This window comes from Pseudomonas sp. NPDC087817 (assembly GCF_044742875.1).
Classification (GTDB): Bacteria; Pseudomonadota; Gammaproteobacteria; order Pseudomonadales; family Pseudomonadaceae; genus Aquipseudomonas.
On record NZ_JBIUVJ010000002.1, the window covers coordinates 224,087 to 236,838 of the forward strand.

General features: G+C 60.2%; 13 protein-coding genes. 3 read left to right on the forward strand and 10 right to left on the reverse strand.

Annotation, left to right across the window (positions count from 1 at the left end; translation table 11 throughout):
* Nucleotides 1–32 precede the first annotated feature (32 nt).
* Both ACIONG_RS02975 and ACIONG_RS02980 read right to left on the reverse strand, forming a co-directional pair.
* Nucleotides 33–512, reverse strand: coding sequence for a DUF934 domain-containing protein (locus tag ACIONG_RS02975; protein ID WP_401296586.1), 480 nt, complete (start codon nt 510–512; stop codon nt 33–35).
* Complete coding sequence (locus ACIONG_RS02980) at nt 509–2,182, reverse strand: nitrite/sulfite reductase (protein ID WP_401296588.1); 1,674 nt, start codon at nt 2,180–2,182, stop codon at nt 509–511. Before ACIONG_RS02980 ends, ACIONG_RS02975 begins: the two co-directional genes overlap by 4 nt.
* 347 nt (nt 2,183–2,529) lie before the next feature.
* Here ACIONG_RS02980 and ccoN point away from each other — a divergent pair, with 347 nt between their 5' ends.
* On the forward strand, nt 2,530–3,957 hold the full coding sequence (gene ccoN, locus ACIONG_RS02985) for a cytochrome-c oxidase, cbb3-type subunit I (protein ID WP_212808981.1): 1,428 nt from the start codon (nt 2,530–2,532) through the stop codon (nt 3,955–3,957).
* Between the two features lie 18 nt (nt 3,958–3,975).
* Nucleotides 3,976–4,194: a cbb3-type cytochrome c oxidase subunit 3 gene (locus ACIONG_RS02990; protein WP_212808982.1), complete on the forward strand. Its 219-nt coding sequence runs from the start codon at nt 3,976–3,978 to the stop codon at nt 4,192–4,194.
* A gap of 70 nt (nt 4,195–4,264) precedes the next feature.
* Here ACIONG_RS02990 and ACIONG_RS02995 read toward each other — a convergent pair whose 3' ends face one another.
* Both ACIONG_RS02995 and ACIONG_RS03000 read right to left on the reverse strand, forming a co-directional pair.
* Nucleotides 4,265–5,425 (reverse strand): integrase core domain-containing protein, encoded by a 1,161-nt coding sequence (locus ACIONG_RS02995; protein WP_401296591.1) that lies wholly within the window; start codon nt 5,423–5,425, stop codon nt 4,265–4,267.
* A gap of 302 nt (nt 5,426–5,727) precedes the next feature.
* Entirely contained in the window at nt 5,728–6,219 is a 492-nt protein-coding gene (locus tag ACIONG_RS03000) for a hypothetical protein (RefSeq protein ID WP_401296593.1), read from the reverse strand.
* A 192-nt stretch (nt 6,220–6,411) separates the two neighbouring features.
* Between ACIONG_RS03000 and ACIONG_RS03005 the strand changes: the two genes are divergently transcribed.
* Nucleotides 6,412–7,104, forward strand: a complete 693-nt coding sequence (locus ACIONG_RS03005) for an aspartate/glutamate racemase family protein (RefSeq protein WP_401296595.1) — start codon at nt 6,412–6,414, stop codon at nt 7,102–7,104.
* Between the two features lies 1 nt (nt 7,105).
* On the opposite strand, the gene ACIONG_RS03010 is transcribed toward ACIONG_RS03005, so the two are convergent.
* The 6 genes from ACIONG_RS03010 to ACIONG_RS03035 all read right to left on the reverse strand — a co-directional run bounded on the left by ACIONG_RS03010 (nt 7,106) and on the right by ACIONG_RS03035 (nt 12,732).
* A complete protein-coding gene (locus tag ACIONG_RS03010) occupies nt 7,106–7,624 on the reverse strand; it encodes a GNAT family N-acetyltransferase (RefSeq protein WP_401296597.1) in 519 nt (172 codons plus the stop codon).
* A gap of 193 nt (nt 7,625–7,817) precedes the next feature.
* The gene (locus ACIONG_RS03015) at nt 7,818–8,798 is read right to left on the reverse strand and encodes a LysR family transcriptional regulator (protein WP_103302167.1); all 981 of its coding nucleotides are present in this window, start codon (nt 8,796–8,798) and stop codon (nt 7,818–7,820) included.
* Nucleotides 8,799–8,981: 183 nt separating this feature from the next.
* The gene (locus tag ACIONG_RS03020; protein WP_103302168.1) at nt 8,982–9,929 is read right to left on the reverse strand and encodes a peptidylprolyl isomerase; all 948 of its coding nucleotides are present in this window, start codon (nt 9,927–9,929) and stop codon (nt 8,982–8,984) included.
* On the reverse strand, nt 9,926–10,399 hold the full coding sequence (locus ACIONG_RS03025) for a YbjN domain-containing protein (protein ID WP_315449158.1): 474 nt from the start codon (nt 10,397–10,399) through the stop codon (nt 9,926–9,928). The genes ACIONG_RS03020 and ACIONG_RS03025 overlap by 4 nt, the downstream gene beginning before the upstream one ends.
* Nucleotides 10,400–10,429: 30 nt before the next feature.
* Entirely contained in the window at nt 10,430–11,059 is a 630-nt protein-coding gene (locus tag ACIONG_RS03030) for a DNA repair protein (RefSeq protein ID WP_401296600.1), read from the reverse strand.
* A 17-nt stretch (nt 11,060–11,076) separates the two neighbouring features.
* A complete protein-coding gene (locus ACIONG_RS03035) occupies nt 11,077–12,732 on the reverse strand; it encodes a putative porin (RefSeq protein WP_401296799.1) in 1,656 nt (551 codons plus the stop codon).
* Nucleotides 12,733–12,752 lie beyond the last annotated feature (20 nt).

The window sequence follows — 12,752 nt, forward strand, 5'->3', positions numbered from 1 at the left end:
ACGTTACACACCACAGGGAGTAAATCCCGTACTCAGCGTCGGCGGAATAGCGGACGTGGTTCGATGACTGAGCGGCCATACAGCACGCTCATTCCCGCCAATCCCTTCAGCGCATCCTCAGCCGACTTGTCCTCGCGCACGGCAAAACTGTCGAAGCCACACTGGCGCATGTGGCTGAGTTGATCGCGCAGCACATCGCCAATCGCGCGCAACTCCCCTGCCCAGCCGAAACGACTGCGCAGCAAATACGCCTGACTGTAAGCGCGGCCGTCGCGAAAACTCGGGAAGTCGAGGGCAATCAGGGGCAGCGAGGCCAACCATGGAACCAGGCTTTCGACGTCGTCGTCCGGCCCCAACCACACAGCGTGGGTCGACGGCGCTTCCAGCCAGTGCGCCAGCGGCAGAATCAATAATCCTGCGGGTCGCGGTGTTGATGGTTCACGAATCAATGTCCACGGATCATCCGTCACCATCCGCGCTACGCCCTGCTCCAGCCGCAGCAGATTATTCATGCCGAGACCTCCAGTGCTTTCGGATACACCCGCTCCTTGAACGGTTCCAGGCCAATCCGCGCCAAGGTATCGACAAACAACTCCTCACTCTCGCGGTAGCGCACAAAGGTACCGATGATCCGCTCGATGACCTGCGGCACTTCAGCGGCGCTGAACGACGGACCGATGACTTTGCCCAGTGCGCTGTGCTTGCCCTGCGCGCCACCGAGGGTGATCTGGTACCACTCGCTGCCGTTCTTGTCGACGCCAAGGATGCCGATATTGCCGATGTGGTGATGGCCGCAGGCGTTCATGCAGCCGGAGATGTTCAGGCTGATGTCGCCCAGATCGTGCAGATAGTCGAGGTTGTCGAAACGCGCCTGAATCGCTTGGGCAATCGGGATCGACTTAGCATTGGCCAGCGCGCAGAAGTCGCCGCCGGGGCAGGCAATGATGTCGGTCAGCAAGCCAACGTTGGCGCTGCCCAGATTTCGCTCGCACGCCAGTTGCCACAAGGCATACAGATCGGCTTTCGGCACATCCGGCAGGACGATGTTCTGTTCATGGGCAATGCGGATCTCGCCGAAGCCGAAACGCTCCGACCAGTCGGCGACTGCCAGCATCTGCAATCCGGTCACGTCGCCCGGCGGCGATACCCCGCCCGGCTTGGTCGACAAGACCACGCTGGTGTAACCCGGCACCTTGTGCGGCTGCACGTTGCGCGCCACCCATCGGGCGAACGCCGGGCTCTCGGCGAGGCGCGTGCCGAAGTCCAGATCGGTATCCGGCAGCGTCCGATAGGTCGGCGGCACGAAGGCGCTGGCAACCCGCTGATATTCGCCATCGGTGAGTTGCGCCGGGCCGTCCTTGAGGTGCTGCCATTCTTCTTCGACTTCTTTGGAAAACGCCTCGATACCCAACGCCTTGACCAGAATCTTGATCCGCGCCTTGTACTTGTTGTCGCGCCGGCCGTGGCGGTTGTAGACCCGCAGCACCGCTTCGACATACGACAACAGATGCTGCCACGGCAGCCCTTCGCGAATCTGCAAACCGAGGATCGGCGTGCGCCCCAATCCGCCACCGACGATCACTCGCAGGAGCATCTGGCCGTCGCGGCCGGGGTAAAGGTACAGGCCAATGTCGTGCATCATGATCGCCGCGCGATCCTGCTTCGCCGAGCAGATGGCGATCTTGAATTTGCGTGGCAGGAAGAGGAATTCCGGGTTGATCGTCGACCACTGCCGCAGGATCTCCGCCAGCGGTCGCGGGTCGATCAACTCGTCCGCTGCAACGCCGGCAAAGGCTTCAGTGGTGATGTTGCGTACGCAGTTGCCGGAGGTCTGGATCGCATGCATGTTGACCTGGGCCAGACGTTCGAGAATGTCCGGCACCTCCGCGAGTTCGATCCAGTTGAACTGCATGTTCTGCCGCGTGGTGAAGTGGCCGTAGCCACGGTCGTAATCAGCGGCGATGCTCGCAAGGGTGCGCATCTGTTCGGCGCTTAGCGTGCCGTAGGGAATCGCTACGCGCAGCATGTACGCATGCTTTTGCATGTACAGGCCGTTTTGCAGACGCAGCGGCAGAAACTCTTCTTCGCTCAATTCCCCGGCCATGAAGCGCTCGACCTGATCGCGAAACTGCGCAACGCGCTCGAACACCAGTGCGCGGTCGTAATCATCGTATTGGTACATGCAACTGCCACCTCATCAGGACGCACACAATTCCTGTAGGAGTGAGCCTGCTCGCGATTGCGGTGTGTCAGTCGACATCTCTGTTGTCTGACACACCGCAATCGCGAGCAGGCTCACTCCTACAGATTTTGCGAGGACTATGGCACTACGGCGCAGCACGCAACAGATTCACCTGAAACGATAAAAACCGTATCAGGACGCGGCAGAACGCCGCAGGCAGCACCTCAATCTGATCCGCATAAATGAAAGATTCCTGAGCCTGTTTTGTTTCCGGTGGGGTTTCTACAGTGCAACCCATGCCAGACCGGGTGGCCTGGCAAGACTTTGCAACCGTGGATGAACTGACCATGAGCACAGCAACAATCGGACAGGCTTATAACTACAAGGTCGTCCGCCAATTCGTTATCGCGACGGTTTTCTGGGGTGTCGTGGGCATGGCGATGGGGGTATGGATCGCCTCGCAACTGGTATGGCCGGAGATGAATCTGGACTTGCCGTGGACCACCTTCGGTCGCTTGCGGCCCTTGCACACCAGTCTGGTGATTTTCGGCTTTGCCGGCAGCGCGCAATTCGCCGCCAGTTACTACGCGGTGCAGCGCACCTGCCAGGTGCGGCTGTACTCGGACAAGCTCGCCGCGTTCACCTTCTGGGGCTGGCAATCGGTGATCGTGATCATGCTGATCACCCTGCCGATGGGCTACACCACCACCAAGGAATACGCCGAGATCGAATTCTCCGGCGCCGTGTGGATGGCTGTGGTCTGGGTCGCTTACGCCATTGTGTTTTTCACCACCGTGGTGCAGCGCAAGACCAAGCACATCTACGTCGGCAACTGGTTTTTCGGCGCATTCATTCTGGTGATCGCCATGTTGCACGTGGTTAACCACCTATCGATTCCGGTGGACTGGTTCAAGTCGTATCCGGTGTATTCCGGTGCCACCGACGCCATGGTGCAGTGGTGGTACGGGCACAACGCCGTGGGCTTCTTCCTGACCACCGGGTTCCTCGGGATGATGTATTACTTCGTGCCGAAACAGGTGAACCGGCCGGTGTATTCGTACCGGTTGTCGATCGTGCATTTCTGGGCGCTGATCACCCTGTACATCTGGGCCGGCCCGCACCATTTGCACTACACCGCGCTGCCGGACTGGGCGCAATCGCTGGGCATGGCGATGTCGCTGATCCTGCTGGCACCGAGCTGGGGCGGCATGATCAACGGCATGATGACCTTGTCCGGCGCCTGGCATAAATTGCGCACCGACCCGATCCTGCGCTTCCTCGTGCTGTCGCTGGCGTTCTACGGCATGTCGACGTTCGAGGGGCCGATGATGGCGATCAAGACCGTCAACGCTCTCTCCCACTACACCGACTGGACCATCGGCCACGTCCACGCCGGCGCGCTCGGCTGGGTGGCGATGATCACCTTCGGCGCGACCTATCACATGGTGCCCAAGGTCTTTGGCCGCGAGCAGATGTACAGCACGCCGCTGATCAACCTGCACTTCTGGCTGGCGACCATCGGCACGGTGCTCTACATCGCCTCGATGTGGGTCAACGGCATCACCCAAGGCCTGATGTGGCGGGCGATCAACGAGGACGGCACGCTGACTTACTCGTTTGTCGAGGCACTGCAGGCCAGTCATCCGGGGTTCATCGTGCGCTTTGCCGGCGGGGTGTTCTTCCTCAGCGGCATGTTGCTGATGGCTTACAACGTCTGGCGTACGGTACGCGTCGCCGATGTGGCCATCGCCCACCGTGAAGCGCAGATCGCCTGAGACAGGGAGCCGGTGAATATGGATATTTTCTTCAATGTGTTGGGGGTGGTTTTTCTGTGGCTGGCGGTGGAGTACTGCCTGCGGCGGGAGACGGCGCAGAGTCTGGAGGATGCGAGCATGGTGCCGTTTGCCGATGATCCGGAGGTGGCGCGGCGGGTTGAGCTGGCCACGGGTAAAACCGTGAAGGCTGTGGCGCCGGAGGTGGCGAAACCGGGGTGGGTCAACCTGGATATGTGAGGGGTGTCAGTTGAGTGGCCCTCACTGTAGAGACCGGTACATCCTTTACACATTAGACCGGGGACATCGTTTACACCTTTTCCAGGCTTGCTACGCGTTTAGCGCCGCGTTCAAGCCTGCCTAAACAGAAGGAGCAAAGGTACAACTCCCACACGTCATCAGCCACCTCCTTCAGCGCGATGTCTTCGCCGATCAGCGCCTCTCCCAGAAAAATCAGCTGTCCTTTCCATTTGAACTCTCCGTTCGAACGAACCTTACGCACTTCAACGTCAGTGCCATATTCAACCGCTGGCAGGTAACCGGGGTATGGTCGTAAAGACGGGCTATACACTGAAGCAGGTGGTTTCATGTCCAGCGCGGTGTGCGGTCGAACCTGATTGAAGTCCTGGATGAAATCCTCAAAGACCAATTGCTGGCGCACAAGATTTTCCGCAGGTGTTCGTAATACCGCTGCTTTCAGCGTTCGGTGCATCCGTTCGTGCCGGCCATTTTGGTCGGGACGGCCAGGGGTAATTGTCTCGACGTGGATTCCGTGCCTGATGAACCACACCGACAACTTCGACAAACGCGCCAAACCCGTTGATGCGAAGGGAGCGCCATTGTCCGTGCGAATCACATCCGGCAACCCAAACTCCCGGAAGGCCCACTCGAAGCCCTGCCGCGTCGGCTCCCCATGCGTGCTGGGCAATGCCCGGCAAAGCAGCAGATAGCGACTCATCTGGTCGGTAATGGTCAGCGGATAGCACCAATTGCCATCCTGCATTTTGAATTGCCCTTTGTAATCGGCACACCAGGTCTGATTGGGTTGGTCGACCGGACGCAAATGCGTCGGAGCGCGTGGGCGCACTGGATAGGGGCGCCGCGAGGTGACCAGACCAGCCTTCTTCAACCATACCCCGGCAGTACTCGCGGCCGGCCAGTGGATATCCGGATCGGAGACGCGTAGACGATCAATGATCTGCTTAGGCCCCCGATCGGGATGCTCGTTTTTCTTGGTCAGCAGCGTGGCTATGATTTCGTCGGGAGTTTGATGAGGGCAATTCAAAGGCTTGCGCGATTGCTCTTTCAAGCCATCCACGCCCAGCGCTGCATACCGCTCGAGCAATTTGTCGATAGTTGGACGGCTGACGCCATAGCGCCGGCTTAATTGGCTCTTGGTGTAACTGCCGCCAAGCCAGTCGCTGACTAACTTCACTCGTTGATCCATTGGGGACTCTTGATTCCAGGGCATGGTCAGCACCTCCTGACCATGATTGATACCTGTAAACCATGTCCCCGGTCTCAAACGTAAAGGATGTACCCGGTCTTTACCTCACCCTAGCCCTCTCCCGGAGGGAGAGGGCACTGACCGTGGTGTACTTTCGAGGTACACCGACCCGAGAAACCGAGTCGGGTTCAGGTTCTGGAAATCACGAAGGTCTGCTCCCTTGAATTTCGAGCCAGACTCAGGCTTTGAAAACCACGAAGATCAGCTCCCTTTCCCCCTCTCCCCCTTGGGGGAGAGGGTTGGGGTGAGGGGGTAAGCTCTTGATCTTAATTACGGTCGCGAGGAATCAGGCTCTGCAGTTGCTGCGCCAGAAAATCCGCATCAAACACAAAGGTATCCGGATCCTTCAGCCCATTGGTCTTGCGCCACTGCCACTCGCCGCTCGGCAACCCCACCAGCGAAATACTGCCGTAGCGCGCCGCCGTCAGGCCCATCACCGCCAGCGAAATCTGGCCCGCGCTGCCCATCACGTCGGGCACGAACTCCACCGGTTTGCCGGCGATCACGATGCTCAGCTTTTCAGTCTTGAAGGTCGAAGTCTCTACCGGGGTGCTCGGGCCGAAAGCGACATACGCCTCGCGGCTCACTTCCAGCAGATTCGGTGCCTGCACCGGCTCCAGCCATTGCTGGATATGGCTGAACAGTTCGCTGATGCGGGTTGCCCAGGTCTGTGACTGCGTTTCGAACAATTGCTTCTTGTGCGCTTCACTCTCGGCATAGTGACGAAGCATTTCGCCCAGCTTTTGTACGTCGTTCATCGGTACGTTCCTCGGTGAGCCTGCGTTCTCCGATAGTGACAGATCGAAGCGCCGGCGTACGTTAAACCTCAGAACCCGGCACCGGGACACTTTGCAGAAGGATCAACGGTACAGTTTGCCTGGCACTGGCATGCGCTTGCGAACAAATGGACACTCTGCCCAAGCCCAACCTTCATCACCAAGGGAAGTCCAATGCGCACCATCGGCATGATCGGCGGCATGAGCTGGGAGTCCAGCGCCGAATACTATCGACTCATCAATCAACAGGTCCGTGATCGTCTAGGCCCATTGCGCTCGGCACAACTGCTGATGTACAGCGTCGACTTCGGCCCTGTCGAACAGGCCCAGCATGCCGGGCGCTGGGAAGACGCGGAGGCGATTCTGGTGGATGCCGCGCGCAGGCTTGAGGCCGGCGGCGCCGAATGCGTCGTGCTGTGTACCAACACCATGCACAAGGTCGCCGAGCAGATTCAGGCTGCGATCAGCATTCCGTTCCTGCACATTGCTGAACCGGCCGCGCACGCCGCGATTGCCATTGACGCGCGAACGGTCGGCTTGCTCGGTACGGCATTTACCATGGAACAAGACTTTCTCAAGCAGCGCCTGATTACCCAGGGTTTGACGGTATTGGTGCCCGATGATGCTGAACGCCAGCAGGTGCACCGGATCATCTACGACGAACTGTGTGTCGGGGTGATCAGCGAGGCATCCCGCAAGATCTACCAAAAGGTGATCGAGTCACTGACGGCGCGTGGCGCCCAGGCGATCATTCTCGGCTGCACGGAAATCGGCCTGCTGATCAAACCCGATCACAGCGCCCTGCCCTTGCTCGACACCACCGAACTGCATGCGCAGTCGGCGGTGGCGTTCGCGCTGGGCGACTGACTCAGGCTTTGGGACGGTTGCGCAGACGGGCCATGCTCAGGGTGTCGACCCAATGCCCGTCGCGCACCGCGTAGTCGCGAAACAGACCTTCGGTCTCGAAACCGAACTTGCGATAGAGACCGATGGCCGCCTCGTTATCGGCGTACACCGACAGCTCGACGCGGTGCAGATTCATCCAGTTGTCGGCGACGTCCAGCGCCGCTGCCAGCAAGGCCGAGCCCACACCCTTGCCTTGCCACGCCACCGCAACGGCCATGCCGACGCTGCCCGCGTGGCTGCGGCGAATCCGCGAATAGTTTTCCAGCCCCAGATTGCCGATCACCACGCCCTGGTGCAGCGCCACCAGTTGCACCACGCGCTCGTTGTCCGGCATCAGTCGCTTGCGCCAGATTTCGGTGGCTTGAAACGGCATCTGCAACACCTGCCGGGCCACCGCCGGATCGTTGTACAGCGCGGTGATGCCCTCGACGTGGGATTCGTTGAAGCGCTCGATATGAATGGCGGGTTTGTGTTCGGGCATGGCGGATCGGTCCGTGATCGATGTGTGGCCGCCCACTCTAAACCGATCAACACGTTGTCTGCCATAGGTAGATATTTGTAGGAGCGAGCCTGCTCGCGATAGCGGTGTATCAGTCGAAATTGATTAATCTGACACACCGCTATCGCGAGCAGGCTCACTCCTACAAGGGAATGTCGGCGTAGAGGGAATAAGGTCAGCTCTGGAACCATTCCTGGCGTTCGTTGAAGGTGTGGTGGATCAGTTCCACCAGCGTCTGCACTTCGGCGATATGTTGCGACTCGGCATTCACCGCCAGCCACGCCTGCAACTGCATCGACTCCTCGAACAACCCCGGCAATGCCACCAACCCACGGTCGTAGCGGCTCATGTAAATGGGCAGCAGGCCGATGCAAGCGCTGCACCGGATCATTTCCAGCATCAGCTCGTAAGACTGCATCTGCACCACCCCGGCCAGGCGTTGCTCGACGAGGTTGTTCCATGGGCGGAAGCTGTCGATCTGACGATCGTGCTGCCATTGCACCAGCATGAAATCGGCGAGGTCGTCAGCGCTGTCCGGGCGCGCGGTAACGCGGGAGTAGCGTTTGGCGATGTGCGGCAGATAGGCCAGGCTCGCAAGACGCTGCGGTTCGCTGGTGGCAAAGGTCGGGCCGGGATGCGCGGTGTCGCCGTGGGCGAGCCACAGCACGATGTCGGCGCTGACCGCACGCAGGGACAACTCGCTGTCGAGAGCGATGATTTCCAGACGCACGCTGGCGTTGCGCCGTAGCAGGGCGATCAAGTCACGGCCGAGGATGTCATGCAGGATCGATTCGGCGACGGCCAGACGTATCAATGGCTGCTCGACCACCGGCAGTTTGCGTTCGTTGGCCAGGGCGACCAGTTTGGCCTGCAGTTGCTGGCCTTCGCGGGTCAGGCTCAGGGCGCTGCCCTGAAAGCTGAACAAGGTGTGTTGCAGGGTTTGCTCAAGCTGCGCCAGTTGCTTGCGCAACAAGGTCGAACGCACATTGAGACTGCGCGCGGCTTGCATGAAGCAACCGCAGCGGGCGCTTACCAGAAAGTATTGCGCGACTTCGGCGTCGATCGTCGCGGCTTGCGCCAGCCAGGATTCGCTGGCGTCCTGCGCCCAGCGAAATTCGGCGCTGCCCTGTCGTCCTGCGGGTTCGGTGAATGACATCGATGACTCCCTGTCGATCTTTGTTGTTTGATGGCTTCCAGCACTTGATAAACATCTGAACCCTGTGAGGGACCTGTGGGAGCTGGCTTGCCAGCGATGAGGTCGGCACATTCAACATCGCTAGACTGACATTCCGCTATCGCTGGCAAGCCAGCTCCCACAGGGGTTGTGGTGAAAGTGAAATCAGAGTTTTTCCTCAAGGACCTTGTTGAGTTCAGCGCCGTCGATACTCAGGGTCGCGGTGTTGAGCATGCCGTCCAGATACGCCTGGGCGATCTGTTCCTGCCGCTGGGCACGCAGGGCCTGGGTCAGTTGATCGCGCAATTCATCCAGCGTCGCCGTACGGGCCGGTTGCTGTTCGGTGAGTTTGATCACATGAAACCCGGCCGCGCTTTGCACAGGGTCAGACACTGCGCCGACCTTGAGCCGTGCCACCGCGCCGCGCACTTCCGGCACCAGTTGCTGCAACGGTTGCAGCCCGGTGTCACCGCCACGTTCAGCGGTGACGCGATCCTGCGAATATTGCGTCGCCAGCGCGGCAAATTCCCCCGGTGCGGCCTGAGCTTTCTTGCTCAATTCCCCCGCCTGTTTGCGCACTGCCTCAAGGTTCTGCGGCTCATTCACGGCCAGAAAAATCTGACTGACCCGATACAGCGCCGGCGTCTGCCAATTGGCTTTGCCGGCGTCATACGCCTGCTGCAACTCGGCCGCACTGGGATAATCGGCCGGCACTTGGCTGACCGAACGCAAATAATCGCGGAAGACAATCTGTTCAGTCGCCGCACGCGTCTGCCGTGCGACGTCGGGCCGCTGCGCCCAACCCTGGGCATCGGCCTGCTCCAGCACCGCTTTCTCGGCCAGGCGCGTACGAATCCAGCGCTCCAGCGCCTCACGATTGCCGCGCAGTTGCTCGCGGGTTTCGGCCGGGACAGTCGCCAGCAGTGCCTGCAATTCGGCCGGCGACACCTGCTGATTGCCCAACCTTGCCACCGCCGGCCCCCCGGCAACCGCCGCCACCGGCGCCGATTGCTGAGCGGCGACCGGGTCACTGCCCGGTCGCACGGCCAACGCCACGGCCACCACCAACAGCGCCACCGCAGCGGCGCTGATCACCATGGCAGGCTTTTTCACAGCGCGACTTCCTCTTGCTCGGCCACGGCCACTTTGGCGGTCTGCGCGGCGGCGCCGTTCTGGGTGAAATCACGCAGATAGACGATGAATTCCTGCAACAGACGATCCCACAGTTCCAGATTGCCGCGCAGGTGATCGTTGCTCACGCCTGCCGCGACCACCACGTCCATTTCCATCACCAGAAACTCGCCCTGCAACGACAACCGCGCAAAACGACGGGTCGCGTTCCACTGTTCGGCCACACCCTGCGGCAACTCACCTTGCACCCGCAGCGCGCAACTGAAAGTGAAATCGACAAAGCTGCCCTGCTCCACTGCCGGGTTGCCGAAACGCACAGCGTAACCAATGCCTTGGCTGGCGCTGAGCAACTGAACGATGCCGTTCTGTTCGGTTTCGTTGACGCGATAACCGGCTGCTTGCAGAACTTCGGTCAGGGATTTTGGCGATACGTGGCTGATCAATTGAGTCATTGTTTCTTCCTTGTTTATCAGTCTTTTAAATCAGTGTGCGAGCGCGGCTTGCGGCGCGTCGAATTGAGTCTTGTAAAGGTCGTCACCGAACCCCTGGGCCAATTCATCGAACTTGACCCGGGCACTGCCCGCGAAGGGCTGGCGAATCTTCATCACCTCGGCCACATCGATGTTTTCGTAGGCGCTGAGGATCTGTTTGGCGACGCCGTACATCTGCTGATTCTTGACTGAACATTGCTGCACTTGTGTGTCACGTTCAGCCAATTGCGCTTGAAGCTTAGACCGTTCTGCCTCTTTGGCACGGGCCATGACCAGCAACTCGTCATAGGCCTTTTTGAACTTGCCGGTCTGCTCATTGCTGGCCGCCACTTGCGCCTGCGCCTGGCTGTGCAGGCTCTGCTGCTGCCCTGCCAGTTGCTCGGCAACGCCTTTGGCCTTGGCCAGTTCAGCGCTCAATTGCCTGATTTGCGCCTGCGCAGCCTTCGCCTCGTTCTGCGCCGCCAGTTGCGCGGCGCTGGCCTGGGCCTGCTGACTTTGCAGGGCCTGCAACTGCTGCGTGGTGCTGCGCAATTGCGTGCGCAGGCGTTCTTCCATGCCTTCGGCACTTGCCCCTGTCGCGATCAACATTCCCAGCCCCAGCAACAACAATCGCGTGTTCATAACCCTCTCCCGGCGCTTTAGAAGCGCGTGTTGATCTCAAGCTGCAAGACGTCGATGTCGAACGGCGCGCCGTACACCGCTTCGGTGCTCATCCAGCGGCCCGTCGCGTAAACGTTCTTCGCCAGACCGTAGTTACCGCCGATGAAATAACCCTTGGCGTTGGTGCCGCCGAGGTGGAACGACGAGTCGTTGAAACCGTCCGGCAAGGCGTCAGGCTGGATGTACTTGTAGCCGGCGAACATGTTCCAGTCGCCCTGCTTCTTCAGGTCCAGCGCACTGCCGAGGGTGAACTGCACCATCCAAGCATTGGCGCCGCTTTCGATGTCGCCATTGCTGTCTAGGTTGTTGACGATCTGTCCGGCCGAGCGCTTGCGCATGTCGCCTTCGTCGTAAGCGAGGTTGTGGATGTAGTTGCCCTGGCTACGCAGTTTGAAATCTTCTGGCAGGTCGGCATCCCAGACCAGGTTGAGATCGAGCAGGTTGAATTCGGACGCGAGGCCAACGAATTGCGGCTGCGGCGTGGTGGTCGGGTTGAGCGGGTTCGGCGTGATGTCGCGCAGCAGGAATACGCTGTTGCCCTTCTGCATGAACGCCGCGCGGCTGCCATCGCTGTCGCATCCCGGGGCGCCGGCCCACGGTTCGCAAGGGCTGGAGCGCTGGCCCTGAATGTCGTCGAAACGGTAGTAAGCCAGCGCACCTTTCAAGCGGTTGTTGCTGTTGATCGCCCATTTGGCGCCGATCTGCGCGCCGTACAGCCACTTGTTGTCGCTTTCTTCCTTGTCGAAGCCGTTGCTGCTGGCGGTGTCGTTGGTGTAATCCACCGGGAACGCGCCGACGGTGCCGAACACGCCCCAGTCGCGGCTGAGCTTGTGATCGAAAATCGCGGCCACGCCGTCGAAATTCAAGTCGTTGGAATAGAGCATGTCGGTGGACATGAACGGGTTGGCGAAACGCCCGCCGGTCAGGGTCAATTCATCCGTAGGCTTCCAGTTCAGGTAACCCTGATCGAGCCAGATGTCTTTCTTGGCGAAACCGCCGCCGAGGCTTTGCGTGGTCGACACCGGGTTGTTATCCGAGCCGGTGCCGATGCGGATGCCGGCAGTCCATTGCGGTGAAATCTCTGCTTTCATGCCCAGACGTGCACGAATGCGGAACTGGTTGGTGCGGTCTTCGCGGGTGTTGAGCAGCGGCGGCAGATTGGTGCTGCTGTTGGGGTTTACGTCGTAGGGGCCGTTGTTGTTGAGCTTGGCGAAGTCGACGATTTCGTTGCTGTTGCTGTCCGAGTAGTAGCGCGATTCGTCACGCAGGCGAATGTCGCCGTCGAAACTGATGCGCGCAGCCCATTCCGGGAAGCTGTTGGGCGCCGCCCAGTTTTCCTGTTTGGCGGTGGCCATGACTTCGGCTTTGACCTGATCGCGGATCTGGTCGCGCACCGCGGCCGGTACGTATTGCACCCGTACATCGCCCGGCGCTGCAACGGGGCCGGCGGCCACAACGGCGCTGGACGCAGCAGCCTGCTTGGCCTGCGCCGCTTCGTTCTGCGCCTGAGCGATCAGCGCGTCAGCCTTGTCCTGTTTCAGAATGCCCTGCTCGACCAGCAAGCGGATCAGATTGATCGTGGCGTTTTCCGAGGGCGCAGGCGCTGCCACGGCAAACGCCACGATCAATCTGATCCGCTTGCTGGTCGAGCAGG